Here is a 15,271-nt window from a genome sequence, read left to right on the forward strand (position 1 = left end):
TCTAATTACATCCACTTAGTCTTAAATATTTCAATAGAAGTTAGGCTTCTATCATTATAGGTAATTGCATATATGTAATATAAAACATATAAAGGGGGCAAAACGTGGTAATCTCAAGACAAGATTCCTGGACTAACGATAACGATTTACTTCTCGCATCAACAGTACTCCAGAATATTCGTAACGGTGGAACACAGTTAGCTGCATTCAAGGAAGTAGCAAAACTACTAAATCGGACACCTGCGGCTTGTGGATTTCGTTGGAATTCATACGTGAGAAAACAATACCAAGAGGAAATACAACAAGCAAAACAAAATCGAAAAGTGGGAAACAATATTTCTCTCTCTCAACAAAAAAAAGAAACAAATTCTTTATCTATGACATTAGATGATATTATTCTCTTTCTACAAAATTATAAAAAAACAAATGAATTTACAAACTTACAAAACCAAATAAAAAACTTAGAAGCAGAAAACCAGTCCCTTCTACAAAGTGTAACTATGTACGAAGAAGAGTATCGTATGTTACTTAATCATATTGATAGGTCAAGAAGTTTAGTTATGATTGATTAAAAGAAGCAGTAAATTACTTTTATATACTTAAGTCGTAACCTAAAAAATTTATATATGAGTTAATTTAAATACTAATAAATAAAGTACACGTTTACTAATAATAAACGTGTACTTTATTTAATTCTTAAAACATAAAATTTAATTTTCAACTCATTAACAATATTAAAATTAAGATGTTTGTTTTATAGGTAATTCTTTACTTCTATTCTCAATAAGTCTATCTAAAAGTAAGTAAACAAATCCAGAAATAATACAACCTACACCTAAGATTGTAAATAACATATGCCCTAAAAGCTGATCCAGTAATATACCACCTAGAAGAGGCCCAAATACATTACCTGTAATCCATTGCAGATTAGCTGCTCCCATATAAGTCCCCCTCAAATGTTCTGGAGCTATATTAGCAACAAATGTCATTTGGACAGGTGACATAATCATTTCTCCTACTGTATAAATTGTATAGGCTATTAATAATGAGCCTAGAATAACTAAATCATTTGCGTCTATTACCTGAAACCACTTCGGTAACCATCCTATTGCTAAAAGACCAACGCCAAAAAGAATGGCACCATATAGCATTGATTTACCAATTGATTTGTGAGTTAACCACTTTGAAATAGGAAATTGAAAACATACAACCAATAAGCCATTTAAAGTCATTAAATATGGAAATGGATTACTATTTCCAAAAATCATTGTATCCTCATTACTAAAATGAAGTGGTAACATACCTTCCGATTGTGAGAATCCCATAAATATAATGATTCCCGTCACTATATAAAATAGAAATATTCTATCTCTTATAACAACTCTTAACGTAAATCTTATTGACTGTTTATGTGTTTCCTCATGTATTATGATATTTTTAGGTTTTGTTTCCTTTAGAAACAATAACATTAATATTGTATAAAACAGCATGGTCCCAGAAGTAATCAAAAATATGACATCTTTTGATACAACCACAACTGCTGCACCAATTATAGGGCCTATCGCAGCTCCTATATTATGAGCCATTCTAAGTAATCCATATGCCTCAGTTCTTTTTTCGGGTTCTGTTACATCGGTAACCATTGCAGATGCCGCTGGTTCAAAGAAAGAATTACATAGTCCTAAACCAATAGATAAAATGGCATATGCTATAAAACCATCAATAAACAAAAAAACAAGCATTAGTAGCCCATTACTCGCCATAGAGAGCACCATAGTTGGTTTCCGACCATAAGTATCTGCTATATGCCCTCCAATTAATGAACCAATACTTGCTGCAATTGGAGATAAGGCTATAATTATACCTACCTCAAGTAGAGAATCCACTTTGTCCTTCAAATATAATGCAAAAAATGGCATTAACATCATCATTGCAATACCATTTAAAGCTTCCCCAATAAAGCGGATCCAGACATTAAGGTCCATCCCCCTTAATTCTTTCCATGCACTCCTCATATAGTTACCTCGCCTATGCTCAAAGTATATTTTTATCCCAACAAAAGTTTTACTATATTATTATTAAAACCTAAATTTAGCCGGCTATGCTGAAACCTCCGAAAAACCTATCTTTTGATAAAGTAATACAAACTTGTCCCTATAATTTCTAGTGCCTCCTGCATACGTTGAGGAGAAATATTTTCTAAAACGGTATCTTGAGGTGTATGGAATACCTTTTCAACATGATAAATTAGGGGATTCCAACTCTCTACATCCATCCAAATAAATAGTGCCGAGGAAATTCCAGCTTCGTAAAATGGCACATGATCACTAGAATCAAACTTTCCAGTTAATACAACCGATTTCCCTAATGCCTTACTAGTAGCTACCGCAGTATTTGTTACTTCATTTTGAGAACCATCTAGTGTCATTGCATATAAGTCCTTAGCCTGTTTGTAACTTGTCGCTATCATATCTGCATTAAAAACCCCTAGAATATGTTTCTTATCTGTTGTAGATAATTGATTAACATAATGGTAAGCACCTAAAGATTCATTTTCTTCTGCTCCAAAGGCTATGAATTGAATTTCTTTATTAGTCTCTATATCTTTAAAATTGTATGCTAACTCTAATAAAAGTCCTACGCCGGAAGCATTGTCATTTGCTCCAGGTGCTCCGATAACACTATCATAATGAGCACTCATTATTGCTACATCCTCATTATCTGTCTTGTATTTGGGCTTTTTTGTCGCAATAACATTTAATGAACTCAAATTCATTTCGTGTTTTGCCTTTAAACTAACTATATTTTTATTATGCACTATCTTATCTTTCATTCTTATTCCCTGATTATAAGCAAGCCCAAATACAGGTATTTCTTGTTTCTTTTTTAAAACTGGGTTAAAGGCTTCTCCATAGTTGCCCCTATCCCCAATCGTACTATATAACAATACAGCTTTTGCTCCCTTTTCTGCTGCATACTCAACTTGTTCATTATATTTCTCATACGTATCAGCTTGTTCCAATAATACTATTTTCCCATGAATTGATTCAGGTGAATTTTTAATATCATTCTCTTTTCCTATAGAAACTACCTTCCCCACGACAGGATCTTTAGGTATAGATGCATTAGATGCTGCTCCAACTTGCCATTCTTTTTCTCCATACATACTAAAAGAGATACTCCCAATATATTGATCTGGTACAGGAAATGCCTGATACTCAACTTCATACCCTAATTTTTTTAATGTATCTCCAATGTATATAGCTGCTTTATGTTCTTCCTTAGTCCCGCTTGGACGTGGACCAATTTTCTCAGACAGAAAACGTGTATGTTCAATAGCTCGACTAGCACGAACTTTATCTGCCATGAGAGAACTTTGGTCGTTCTTAGTCATAGCATGTACTGGTATTACTTTTCCAGATAAATTACTAAAAAGGAAAAGCAATAAAACCCCAAAAGTTACAATAGTCTTCTTTGTCAGAATTAGTTTCTTCATTTGTCCTCCCTATAATTAAAAAAGATTAATAGTAAAACCTTCCCTCCTAACACACTTACTTAGAAGAAAAGGTTCATTAAAATAATCTCTAACTCAAATTGCATGTAAAAATAAATAAACCGATAGTGCTTTTTATATCTCCAAAAAATTCATTTTTGTTTGCATACCAGCAATATTCTTTTGAAACCAATTAAGAGTCTCCCATGACCTCTTTCTATTCGTATAATCCGTTTCCTGAACCTCAAATACAATACCTATGTTTTTATCCAAAGTATTTTTCTTCAATTTTAATAAAGTTTCATGTAATATACTCTCATCAATAGATCCATTAACTGGATTCTCTCCCTCAAAGCAACGTACCTCACTATAAGGAATCGTTAAATGTTTAAAAGAACTAAAATGAAAATGTTTAATATGTTCCATTAAGCTTAAATACTTATGAAAATCCTTATATTCAATTTCCTCTTGCCTTAATAATTTAGAAATACCTAAACGTGTAAGATAGGTTATAGACCAATGACATATATCCCATGTTATTCCAACGTTAGATAACTCCAAATTAACCAAATCAGTAAAATCTTCGGGATATATAAATATAGGATCAAAGTCATCGCCCAAGTTTCCAATAATGGGTAGGTTTTCAACGCCAATCCATATATCAGTTCCTTTTATTTCTTCGTCTAGCATGTTAAAGAACTCTATAATCCTTTTTCTATTATCAAGAAGATTATAGTTTTGAAATTCCGCGACATTCATAAATTGATTAGCATGCACTGTTATACCTGATGCATTATACTTTATAGCAAGGTCAATAAATTCATATAGTTGCTTTTTAATAAATTCATCATTGAGATAGTCTGCATTATCAGTAGGAAAATGCAGCGTTAACAAGGATGGATTAAGGGTTTGAACAAAAGAAAGGACCTCAGAAAACCTTTTTGTATATGAGTTATCAAATAAAGATTTCCCATCAAAAATATTTGCTTCTAATCCATAGCCTTTTTCAACCCATTTTAAATCAATCTGTTTACTATCTAAACCAAAGAACGGGACCTGTGGTATTAACATATTCTCTTCACCTACCATGTCCCCCTTACTAACATAAATGCCTCAGCCGCTTGGTATCCAGATTTGGCACCCCATACAAATGCGTTATGTCTCATTGCTTCTATAGAGCGTGGATGAGGAAATTCCCTTAACTCAGATTCATAATGTCTCATCGCACTTAATTTCTCCTCCAAATGATCTTCAATATTCACAAAATAATTAGGAAGAAACTTATCTTTTTCATTATAATTCCACTCTGTAGAAGATAAAGTTTCATATGCAAATACCCATTTGATATTAGTATCTGGCAGAGGGCGTGTCGCTGTCATTACTGCTCTGTAAACAACAGTATGATCAATATTTATATCTCCACCATATTGAGTATAAATAATTGTAGGATTTACTTTTTCAATGTGATTTTCAATCTCTTTCACTACATCAAGTAAGGGTAATGTATCAAGACGATTATCAGGGAAATCTAGTCTTGCAAAACTCTTTACACCAAGTGTAGTACATGCCCCCTCTGTTTCTTTATAAGATAAGTTCTTAACCTCTAAATCCAGCTCTTTATATTCTTTAGCTCTAGAAGATTTTCCCTCTGCAAGTATTACAACATGTACATCATCACCTTGTTTCACGTGTTTCGCTATTGTTCCACCAACACCAATTATTTCATCATCCGGATGAGCGGCAAATACAAGTACATTCATAGAATTTTAGACTCCTTTAATTAATTTTTCTGTTTCCTTTGGCCCACAATTTAGTAAAATATCTAAAATAGATAAATGTGGTATAAATTCTCCAAATAATTGCTTGTAGGAATAATCTCTTATTCTTTGGTAGATAATTTCTATATTCTCATTCTCAAAGTCATTTTCGTTTAAATAATCTTGCCCTAAACTTCCAGAATAATAAGTACTGGCATTAAATTTCTGACACAATTCTAATACAAAATCACTTTTCTTACCTGTAATCCCTTCTAGATCTGATACATAATATAGCTCCGTATTAATGTTTAATTCACGGATAATAAAATGAATAAAATTCATATTCATATCATTTAAATTAATCCAATCTTCTGAATAAAAACCCTCTAAATAATCCTTATATACATTAAAATAAGGTGCATTAGAATAATTAATTCTTATCGTTTTCCAATGCTTCCGTTCCCAATCTTGAGTATTGTCTATCTTTAACTCATTAAATGGAATTTCTTTATAATTCTTCGTTTGTATTGGAACCGTTAGCCAAGACGCTCCTTGTGAAGTCTTAATACGATTCCTATTTAAAAAACCTTTTTTTTCAAATTGTGCTATATCATGAAATACAAACACATCTGATTTATGAATTTTTTCAAAAAAACCATACCAAGGTAAATAACTTGGTTGGTGGCCACTAATAATCATAGTTTAAATCCTTTCTTTTAAACAAAAACATTTTTTCAAAGCTGCCCCCCAGTATATCTTAGGTCTAGCAATCCCTTTATTATGTGAATATCCTAAATCCGCATACTTTAATTTATTATGAATTGCTAATTCAAACGCATCATTTAGTAGTAAATATGAAGATTGCGAATTTTTTCCTTTGGTATTATTAATATTAATCCAGTAATATAAAACCTGTTTATCCATTATAAAAAGGCTGGAACTAATTAGTTCTTCTTCTAAGAATGCCCCTAAAAAAAGGATTTTTTCTTGTAAATTAAGAACTAAATGATAAAAAAACTCTCTACTAAATGAATAACTCGCTCCTATACTGTTATTATGTTCTTGATATAATTGGTAAAACTCATCTAATTCCGCTACAGTTATAGGACGAATTTCAACATTCTGTTTACGTGCATACCTAACACTTGTCCTAGCTTTCCCAGAACACGATGTCCATAAATCCTCAAACTTATTTGGTAGATCTAACATATAAGTTTCTTTATAATCCCACTTTTCCTTACTATAACTTTGAAAAGGATTTATTGTTATAGGTAATAAAAGCTTTTGAATTTTATTTTCAAACTTCTTATTTATTATGGATTCATAAACTGAAAAATCTAATTTATCTTGGCCAATTATTATTGGGCCTCCATAACCAATTAAACTTCCCAATAGCCTACCATCTTGTACATACATAGGAGATAAAACTACTGTATCTCGTGTTTCTATTAGTACTGGGAAAAATTGAACACCAGGTAATAATTCCATTAACTTTCCCCATTCGAAACTATGAAATACAGAACCATTATATTCTTCCATACAAGCATCCCAGTATTGGGCGTCAGTACATATTTCGATTTCCATATAATCACCTTTTAATTCTTATTCTCTAAATATTTTAGAATTTGACTACATATATACTTAAGGTCCTTGTCTACTAAAGGATATTTAAAAGGTATTGATAATACCCTTGGCCATAAAAAATCTATATTTTCTGACTCGGTTGCGTACTTCGAAAAAATAGGAATTTCACTTAGGGGTAAATAGTTCCAACAAGTTTGTATACCTTTTTCCGCTAAATGTACAGAACACTCATACCTATCAGATGGTTCTTTGAATATAATGGTAAAATAGTTCAAATAAACGTTCTGAGTTGAAAATATAATCTTAACGCCATACTTTTCTTCAATTTCCTGTAGCATTGTATAACACAGACTAGCGTTGTATATATTTATTTCTAAAATCTTCTTTGTTTTCTGTAGGTGTTTATCAATTAACAATGAACGTACTATAGACATTCTTTTTGGATTTATAACTTCCGTTTTCTCCGGTAGAGAATCTAATTTACTATTATTATAGGAGGGCAGAATCTCTAATTCCCTCCAATAATTAGTAAATAAACTCAGTACTCTACTCTTTTTTATTTTTATAGCTAATTGTGTTTTTAAATGATTCTTATAATCTAAAATCACTTCTTCCTTCTTTTCTTCATCCATGTCACATAATTCACTTATTGTACGATTAAGAAGTAACGCTCCTCCCCCAATACTTGGGATTGGTTTCGTTCCCCCAAAACTTAAAATACCAATGTCGCCTAAACTACCAACTGGCTTTCCATTTTGATAAGAAAACATTGCTTGTGCAGCATCATCGATGATATAAATATTATTTTCTCTAGCCCAGTCAATAATTTCTAAATCGTCATGACATCCATACAAGTGCGTAAGAATAATCGCCTTTGTATTAGCATTCAAATGTTTTTTTATTTTATTAAGAGAAATTGAATGATTAGTGTTTAAATCAATTAATACAGGTTTTGCTCCCACTGTTAATATTGCTTCTATCACATTAGGACAATTAAAGTTTGATAGAATTACTTCATCTCCCTTTGCCACTTTTAGGTACTTTAAACCAACTACTAATGCAGATGTACCGCTATTAGTTAATACAATTTCTGCATCCGGATAAAGAGCTTGAAGACTTTTTTTAAGTTTAGAATCATTAGGTCTATATACACTTTTCAAAAAAAATACATGATCAGATATACTCCAAAGAGAAGAATATATGGGATACTTAATTTTCTTTGGATTCTTAGGATATAGATACTGTGTTTCCATACTTCTCCCCTATTATTATCTCTAGTCCTTTATCTAATGAAATAATTGGTTGATAGTTTAAAAATAATTTAGCTTTCTCTATTGAAGGGATTCTTCTAAAGATTTCAATGCTAGAATTTCGGACTCCCTCTTCACCTAAATCAAGAAATTTAATTTTACTTTTATTGCCCATTAATTCATTAATTTTTATTGCTAGTTCTTCCATAGATATAGGTTTGTTATTGCCAATATTAAAATCTGCAAAGTTCTCTCCTTCATATTCAAAGGCTAGTATAGTTCCGTTAACAATATCACTTATATAACTAAAGCATCTAATTTGCTGTCCATCTCCATAAATAGTAATATCTTCACCACTATGAGCTTGTTTTAAAAACTTAGAAATTACAAAGTTATCATTTTGTTGTGAACCGTATACATTAAAATAACGTACCACTCTAATTTTCAAACTATTACTAGCGTATTCTTTCAAATAATCTTCGGACATTAATTTAGCTTTTCCATAAGCTGATTTTGGGATTTTAATATCATTTTCTTTAAACGGAACACTCACTCCATCCCCATATACCTCCGAACTGGAAGAAAACAATAATTTTTCTATGCCATTTTCGTTACAAACCTGTACAATATTTTTCGTACCTTCAAAGTTCACCCTCACTACATCTTCTTCATTTAAACGGCAATTATCAACACCCACTAATGCAGCTAAATGGATTACCCCATCGACATTAATAAGATTTTCTCTTAATGTTGCAATATCTAAAATATCAATTTCCTTAAAAGGAACATCAATACTCGGTTTAAATTTATCAAATATAACTACTTCATACCCCCTTGCTAGTAACTCCTTTGTAACATGCTTACCAATAAATCCGCTGCCACCAATAACCCCAATTTTCATAAATATTTACCTCCCTATTTTTAATTGATATAGACTTTTTAAAGACGTTATAATATGTTCAACTTCATTGTCTGTAAGAGCGCTATACAGTGGTAATGAAATAATTTGATTAAATATCTCTTCCGTTTTAGGTAAATATACGTTAAATCTCTCTTCATAATACGGATGCATATGAACAGGAATAAAGTGAACACTAAGCCCAATATTTCTCTTTTTCATTTCTTGAATTACCTGATTTCTACTAACAGGAGAATTAGAATTAATTTTTATAACAAATAAATGCCATGCATGTTTTACACTTGGATCGTTAGTATAATTAGGTAACGTTATATACTCTTGAACCTCTTTTAATTCCTCTTGGTACCTTTCAGCTATTCTCTTACGTTTTTCAATCATTTCATCAGCTCTTTTTAATTGACTAATACCCAAGCTAGCTTGTAGATCCATCATGTTATATTTAAACCCAGGTAATAGAACATCATAACGCCAGCTTCCTTCTTCACCATAACGATTCCATGCATTTTTGGTGATACCATGCCAACCATATAATCTAGCTTTTTCAGCAATCGATTCATTTTTAGTGACTAACGCTCCACCTTCACCTGTTGTTATATTTTTTGTGGCATAAAAACTGAAACAAATAACATCTCCATGTGTACCAATTAAAGTATTATCATATTTTGTTCCTAATGCATGCGCTGCATCCTCTATCAAAAACAGTCCATATTCTTTACATAATTTTTGAAGTTCTTTTAATTTAGCCGGATATCCAGCAAAGTGAACTGCAATAATTGCTTTCGTTTTTTTAGTAATTTTTCTTTTAACATCTTGAAGATCAAGACATAAATTCTCTTCATCTATGTCTACAAATACAGGTTTTGCACCTACATGCATAATAACGTTTACACTTGAACAAAAAGTAAAACTTGGAACTATTACTTCGTCTTCTAATCCAACTCCCAGAGACAGTAATGCTAAATGTAATGCGGCAGTCCCTGAATTACAACTTACTACATGTTCAGTATTCAGATATTCTTTTAAATTCTCTTCAAACTCTATCACTTTTGGCCCCTTTGAAAGCCATCCAGATTTAAGGGCAGAAACTACCCTCTCTATATCTTCATCATTGATTTCCGGTCGATAAAAAGGAATAAACTCTACCATGTAATCACCTACAAACTTATAATATTTTTTTTATATACTGATTCATCTTTAAATATGTTTCTTGTGTCTAAAATTAAACAATTTACCTCATTAAGCAATTTAAAATTAATGCAATCATGATCCGTATGAACAATAATTAAAGTGTATTTGTCTAATTGACTTAGGTTTAAATCTATAGATTTTTTCAATGTGTTATCGCCCACAATGAGTTCCTCTATAAACGGATCGTAATAATCCACGTTATAGTCTTCTATCATTAAATCATTCATAATATCCAAAGCTGGCGATTCCCTAGCATCATTAACATTCTTTTTATATGCAACACCAACCATAAGAATATCCTTACCATCTTTATCATCTAGTAACTGTAGTGCTCTATTAAGAACGTACTTAGGCATGTTTTCATTAATTTCTCTTGCCACATCAATCATTTTTGTTGCTAAATCCTTATTATTTGCAATCCACTTAAAATAAATAGGATCAATCGGAATACAGTGTCCTCCTACGCCAGGGCCAGGATAGAATTTTTGAAATCCAAATGGCTTAGTTCCTGAGGCATCAATTACTTCCCAGATATTTATGTTTAACTCATTACAAATTTGTGTCATTTCATTAATAAAAGCGATATTTATAAAACGATACGTATTTTCTAATAACTTAGCTGTCTCTGCTACTTCTGGACTGCTTACCTTATGAATATCCTTAATTAAGTTACTATAGAAAGCTGCTGCACAATCGGTACAATTAGATGTAACTCCACCTACGATTTTTATAATATCTTGAATTGAAAACGATTGATTTGCAGGATCGATTCGCTCTGGAGAGTATGCTACAAATATATCTACACCAATTTTAAAATTAGTTTTCTGTTCTAATTTGTATAAAACTTCTTCTCTTGTAGTACCTGGATAAGTAGTACTTTCTAAGATAATTAATGTACCTTTTTTAATGTATTTAACTATTTCATCAACTGCTGAATGAATATATGTTAAATCTGGTTGTTTACTAGTTCTTTCTAATGGTGTAGGAACACATATAACTACAACATCACATTCGTTTATATCATTCATTTCTGTACTAACAAAAAATCTGTTTGTATGTAAAGCATCTTGGATTTCAGTATCTTGAATATCACTGATATAACTTATTCCACGTTCTAGTTTTCTTATTTTTGCTGAATTTTTATCAAAACCTCTTACCGCATAACCTACTTCTAAACATTTAAGAGCCGATGGTAGTCCAACATAACCTAGGCCTACATATCCAATACACGCATTTTTATTTGCAATTTTTTCAACTAATAAACTTTTAGTTTCATTATTTAATACTGTGACCATTACTTATCACTTCCCCAAAAGATTTGATATTAAAATGCATACTAGCAAATAATAACTGTGCGTTCTAAAATCCCATGGATGCATATAAAAAACTGAATTAGCAACAAACTACATTTTTAGCACTATCAATCCTCCTAATTCAATAAACATCTAAATTTGTAGAAAACTCATCTGAAATATCAAGGTGTTATTTATATCTATAATATTCACACGTATTTTTTTGGGATTCAATTGATATTTTTCTATTTTTTTACTTTCTCAATATATAATAATATTTATTATTCCGAAAATTCTCTCTTTGAAAAATCAAATATTTTCATATCATTAAAACAACATAATAGTTGTTATATCTACATTTAGTACAATTTTCATCCTTAAATAAAGAAAAAATCACGCACATAATCATCCAACAAATTCCATTTGTTGGATATTTAAATGAACATTTAACCATAACTAAAATGGATAAATTTTATGTTTTTTACTTTTCATTAAAATTAATGGAAAAAGATCTATCTGAATTATAAAAAACAATTTGAAATATATTCAAATTGTTGACATAACAGATAAATATATTAACACTTGTTGATTTTGTAATAATTCTTAAATACATATACTCACTAATGCTACCCACAAATCATAATAACGCATTACAACAAAAAAAATCGCAACTCTCCATATTTAATGGGTGTTGCGATTTTTATGTACAAATAATTTTTATAAATTTTGCGTTAACCTAATCATATCCATACATTGAATACCATTTTCATATATTTCTTCATTGTAATTTCGTAAGAAAAAATCCTTATCCACACTGGTTATTCTAAAACCACATTTTTGATAAAGGCCTAATTGCATTAAACTAGAATTTCCCGTGCCTATTTCTATAGTTTTATATTCTTCTTTTTTAGCATAGTCTATAGCAAATTTAAGTAAATATTTCCCATATCCTTTTCCTTGCTCTTTTTCGGAAACTGCTATATTTATAATCTCAATTGTTTCAGGGCAAGTAGGAATTAAAATCATAATACCTACAGTAACCGTATCTTTTTTTAAAACAAAGCATTCTCCCTTTTTTAGGTATCCATTAACTACTTCTATTGAAGGGTCAGCTAGTAATAACAACTCCATTTCTTCCTTGTTAACATTTGTACTTTTTTCAATACTAATTCCATCCCAATTATTTAATTCCATCTCTAACATCCTCCCAATTAATATTTTCAATTAATATCTTAATTGAATTCATTCTCACAAAACAATATTAATAACAATTTTAATATTTAGTAGGTAGTTACTATTCTTTATTAGAAAAAAACACATACAAATTGTATGTGTTTTTTCTAATAGAGATTTTTAGCTCATGTTACATCTTCTCTAATATTTCTTGTCTTTCACACCATTTCGTTAGCTTTTCTAATGCCTTTTTAGATAAACGTTTCGTTTTATAATTACAAAACCTAGATAATGTAGACGGAGAAATACTAATTTCATCTGCTATTTCACGTATGCTTACTTTTTTTTCATTGTGTACCTTCAGTATTTGGTCACGGATTTTCTTCTCTATTTGTTCAACTGATTCTACAGTCTTCTTTACCTCTTTAACAACTGTTACTTCAGGTAATTGTTCTTGAGGTTCTTCTATACTTTTCTTTTCAATTACCCTATCCATTGATTGTAGCATTTCCTCAGGTGGTAAAATCGTTATTCCTAAGTTTGCATAATAATTTTTAAACCAGTTACGTTTTCCAATTTGTTGTTCATCAAGCGGATCACTATACTCCCAATGAGAGATTACTTTTTCATTTTCTAAATCCATTAGAACATTTTCTAATTGTTCTCTAATACGATTTGGCTTCCAATCTTTTGGGATATCCATTACTGATAGTAATCCCTTATCCCCTCCTATAGAATATGGCTTTTTCAATGATGAATACATTTGTCTAATTCTCCACTGCCATGTTAAGTATCGAATTAACCTTTTATGATATTTGTGTCTATAACTATTGTATTCAAGTGCTTTTTTAGACAATAATGCCGTTGTATTATTTGATCCGTATAAATAATTGGTTAAAAAGCTACCTGGTTTAATACGACAAGATTCAATGCCCATATATTCATTTGTAACACTATGCCTCCACAATACAACCGAATCTAATACAAATAATCGTTTAACAACCTCACGCTTTAATTCTAGTCGCTCCCCATCGTCTTCACGGTCATTTAATACTACGACTTCATTATCATCATTTAAATAGATAAAAATACTTGCTAAAGCCGCAATTCTCTTTGCTATTTTAATTTTATCTTCCGCTCTATAGTATTCTTTATTTTTAACTACTGTTTTTGGAATGTTACACATCTCTAAAACTTGCTCATAAGAAAAATCAATGAATTCGTCTGGAGATTTTGCTTCGTTTATCCATTGTATTGTAATTGCATCTAAACAATCTGCCGTTAAATCATCCATATTACTCATTACATCATCGACAAGGGTATTCCACCGAGCAGCTTCTTCTATATTTGTAAGTCTTAAATCTTCATCTTTGTGTGAAGAAAGCTGTGCTACACCATTAGAAGATTTTGTATCAATAGGATATTGTAAAACCTTACTTAACTCATCTTCTTCAAATTGATTTTTTGCAATCCCATCTCTTAGCTTATAATAAACAGCAGAGTTATTTACCTCATAATAATCCTCATGGTTTACTACGTTTGTCTTATCTATATTTTGATCATTTTCTAATATTTTTGAACTTGAAGGTGCTACATTTTGAAATTCTTTTTCTATAAATCCTTCAATTTCTTTATATATTTCTTCCTTATAGGAATCAATTTTCGCATAAATTTGTACTAATGTAATACCGGATTCTTGCTTTTTTTCTAACCAAGACACTAATGCAGTAAATGATGAAGAAGCATGGGGTGAGGTTAATACTTTATTATTGTTGTTTTCAACATCTTTAAAGTATGCATTCCACTTCTCCCATACTAGCTCATTCGTTTTATAAATTGGCTCAGAGATTAGTAATGCATCTCGAAACATTTGTATTAAGTTATCCACTTTATATTCCTCCCTAAACCATGGATCACAACAAAGTAGTTTTCATTATAAGGTTTCTTACTACTATTATATTTAATTTATTGTAACAGATATTTACAAGATTTTGCGTCTTTCTTTCCTTAACCCCTTAACTTGCAACAGATTGCTCTTTCTTTTACCTATTTTTCTTTACTTGCATTCCTTTTGCGCTTTGCTTTCCTTAGATTCTCAACTTGCAACACGTTGCTCTTTCTTTTACCTATTTTTCTTTACTTGCATTCCTTTTGCGCTTTGCTTTCCTTAAATCCTTAACTTGCAACAGATTACTCTTTCTTTTACCTATTCTTCTTTACTTGCATTCCTTTTGCGCTTTACTTTCCTTAAATCCTTAACTTGCAACACGTTGCTCTTTCTTTTACCTATTCTTCTTTACTTGCATTTCTTTTGCGCTTTGCTTTCCTTAAATCCTCAACTTGCAACACGTTGCTCTTTCTCTTACCTATTTCTTCTTTACTTGCATTTCTTTTGCGCTTTACTTTCCTTAAATCCTCAACTTGCAACATGGTTGCTCTTTCTTTTACCTATTTCATTCAACTTGCAACACGTTTGCGGTATCCTTTACCTATTTCATTCAACTTGCAACAGTATATTTTATTTCTCAACCTAGTAATTTTAAAATTTTTAAGCCACTTTTCTTATATTTTGAGTAAGTTACATACATAAAATGCAACATGTTTGCGGTATCCTT

Annotated in this window: 14 protein-coding genes; 1 reads left to right on the forward strand and 13 read right to left on the reverse strand. The window is 30.9% G+C overall.

The features are described from left to right. The first annotated feature begins 104 nt into the window (after nucleotides 1-104). A complete protein-coding gene (locus N2V80_RS28245) occupies nucleotides 105-572 on the forward strand; it encodes an RsfA family transcriptional regulator (protein WP_061655865.1) in 468 nt (155 codons plus the stop codon). Nucleotides 573-740: 168 nt separating this feature from the next. Here the strand turns inward: N2V80_RS28245 and N2V80_RS28250 are convergent, their stop codons facing one another. From N2V80_RS28250 to N2V80_RS28310, 13 genes are all read right to left on the reverse strand, one after another. Beyond that, nucleotides 741-2,015 (reverse strand): MDR family MFS transporter, encoded by a 1,275-nt coding sequence (locus tag N2V80_RS28250; RefSeq protein ID WP_061655866.1) that lies wholly within the window; start codon nucleotides 2,013-2,015, stop codon nucleotides 741-743. A 107-nt stretch (nucleotides 2,016-2,122) separates the two neighbouring features. Beyond that, the gene (locus N2V80_RS28255) at nucleotides 2,123-3,496 is read right to left on the reverse strand and encodes a M28 family metallopeptidase (RefSeq protein WP_061655867.1); all 1,374 of its coding nucleotides are present in this window, start codon (nucleotides 3,494-3,496) and stop codon (nucleotides 2,123-2,125) included. Between the two features lie 132 nt (nucleotides 3,497-3,628). Then, on the reverse strand, nucleotides 3,629-4,564 hold the full coding sequence (locus tag N2V80_RS28260) for a TIM barrel protein (protein ID WP_061655874.1): 936 nt from the start codon (nucleotides 4,562-4,564) through the stop codon (nucleotides 3,629-3,631). 11 nt (nucleotides 4,565-4,575) lie between these two features. After that, complete coding sequence (locus N2V80_RS28265) at nucleotides 4,576-5,253, reverse strand: PIG-L deacetylase family protein (protein ID WP_061655868.1); 678 nt, start codon at nucleotides 5,251-5,253, stop codon at nucleotides 4,576-4,578. A 6-nt stretch (nucleotides 5,254-5,259) separates the two neighbouring features. Continuing rightward, nucleotides 5,260-5,949 (reverse strand): WbqC family protein, encoded by a 690-nt coding sequence (locus N2V80_RS28270; RefSeq protein ID WP_061655869.1) that lies wholly within the window; start codon nucleotides 5,947-5,949, stop codon nucleotides 5,260-5,262. A gap of 3 nt (nucleotides 5,950-5,952) precedes the next feature. Next, nucleotides 5,953-6,834, reverse strand: a complete 882-nt coding sequence (locus N2V80_RS28275) for a GNAT family N-acetyltransferase (protein WP_016513570.1) — start codon at nucleotides 6,832-6,834, stop codon at nucleotides 5,953-5,955. Between the two features lie 11 nt (nucleotides 6,835-6,845). Further along, complete coding sequence (locus N2V80_RS28280) at nucleotides 6,846-8,087, reverse strand: aminotransferase class V-fold PLP-dependent enzyme (protein WP_061655870.1); 1,242 nt, start codon at nucleotides 8,085-8,087, stop codon at nucleotides 6,846-6,848. Further along, a complete protein-coding gene (locus N2V80_RS28285; protein WP_061655871.1) occupies nucleotides 8,062-8,985 on the reverse strand; it encodes an NAD-dependent epimerase/dehydratase family protein in 924 nt (307 codons plus the stop codon). Before N2V80_RS28285 ends, N2V80_RS28280 begins: the two co-directional genes overlap by 26 nt. A gap of 6 nt (nucleotides 8,986-8,991) precedes the next feature. Further along, nucleotides 8,992-10,149: a DegT/DnrJ/EryC1/StrS family aminotransferase gene (locus N2V80_RS28290; RefSeq protein ID WP_061655872.1), complete on the reverse strand. Its 1,158-nt coding sequence runs from the start codon at nucleotides 10,147-10,149 to the stop codon at nucleotides 8,992-8,994. 8 nt (nucleotides 10,150-10,157) lie between these two features. Beyond that, the gene (locus tag N2V80_RS28295) at nucleotides 10,158-11,486 is read right to left on the reverse strand and encodes a nucleotide sugar dehydrogenase (RefSeq protein ID WP_061655873.1); all 1,329 of its coding nucleotides are present in this window, start codon (nucleotides 11,484-11,486) and stop codon (nucleotides 10,158-10,160) included. 714 nt (nucleotides 11,487-12,200) lie between these two features. Further along, entirely contained in the window at nucleotides 12,201-12,677 is a 477-nt protein-coding gene (locus N2V80_RS28300) for a GNAT family N-acetyltransferase (RefSeq protein WP_080450849.1), read from the reverse strand. Nucleotides 12,678-12,846: 169 nt separating this feature from the next. Further along, complete coding sequence (locus N2V80_RS28305) at nucleotides 12,847-14,544, reverse strand: helix-turn-helix domain-containing protein (protein WP_061654766.1); 1,698 nt, start codon at nucleotides 14,542-14,544, stop codon at nucleotides 12,847-12,849. Nucleotides 14,545-14,942: 398 nt separating this feature from the next. Continuing rightward, entirely contained in the window at nucleotides 14,943-15,086 is a 144-nt protein-coding gene (locus N2V80_RS28310) for a hypothetical protein (RefSeq protein WP_242245455.1), read from the reverse strand. Between the last annotated feature and the right edge of the window lie 185 nt (nucleotides 15,087-15,271).

This window comes from Bacillus sp. FSL W8-0640, assembly GCF_038007725.1.
Taxonomy (GTDB): domain Bacteria; phylum Bacillota; class Bacilli; order Bacillales; family Bacillaceae_G; genus Bacillus_A; species Bacillus_A cereus.

Coding starts and splice junctions, on each gene's coding strand:
- N2V80_RS28250 (WP_061655866.1), bottom strand. CDS start 2,015: ATGAGGAGTGCATGGAAAGAATTAAGGGGGATGGACCTTAATGTCTGG.
- N2V80_RS28255 (WP_061655867.1), bottom strand. CDS start 3,496: ATGAAGAAACTAATTCTGACAAAGAAGACTATTGTAACTTTTGGGGTT.
- N2V80_RS28260 (WP_061655874.1), bottom strand. CDS start 4,564: ATGTTAATACCACAGGTCCCGTTCTTTGGTTTAGATAGTAAACAGATT.
- N2V80_RS28265 (WP_061655868.1), bottom strand. CDS start 5,253: ATGAATGTACTTGTATTTGCCGCTCATCCGGATGATGAAATAATTGGT.
- N2V80_RS28270 (WP_061655869.1), bottom strand. CDS start 5,949: ATGATTATTAGTGGCCACCAACCAAGTTATTTACCTTGGTATGGTTTT.
- N2V80_RS28275 (WP_016513570.1), bottom strand. CDS start 6,834: ATGGAAATCGAAATATGTACTGACGCCCAATACTGGGATGCTTGTATG.
- N2V80_RS28280 (WP_061655870.1), bottom strand. CDS start 8,087: ATGGAAACACAGTATCTATATCCTAAGAATCCAAAGAAAATTAAGTAT.
- N2V80_RS28285 (WP_061655871.1), bottom strand. CDS start 8,985: ATGAAAATTGGGGTTATTGGTGGCAGCGGATTTATTGGTAAGCATGTT.
- N2V80_RS28290 (WP_061655872.1), bottom strand. CDS start 10,149: ATGGTAGAGTTTATTCCTTTTTATCGACCGGAAATCAATGATGAAGAT.
- N2V80_RS28295 (WP_061655873.1), bottom strand. CDS start 11,486: ATGGTCACAGTATTAAATAATGAAACTAAAAGTTTATTAGTTGAAAAA.
- N2V80_RS28300 (WP_080450849.1), bottom strand. CDS start 12,677: ATGGAATTAAATAATTGGGATGGAATTAGTATTGAAAAAAGTACAAAT.
- N2V80_RS28310 (WP_242245455.1), bottom strand. CDS start 15,086: ATGTTGCAAGTTGAGGATTTAAGGAAAGTAAAGCGCAAAAGAAATGCA.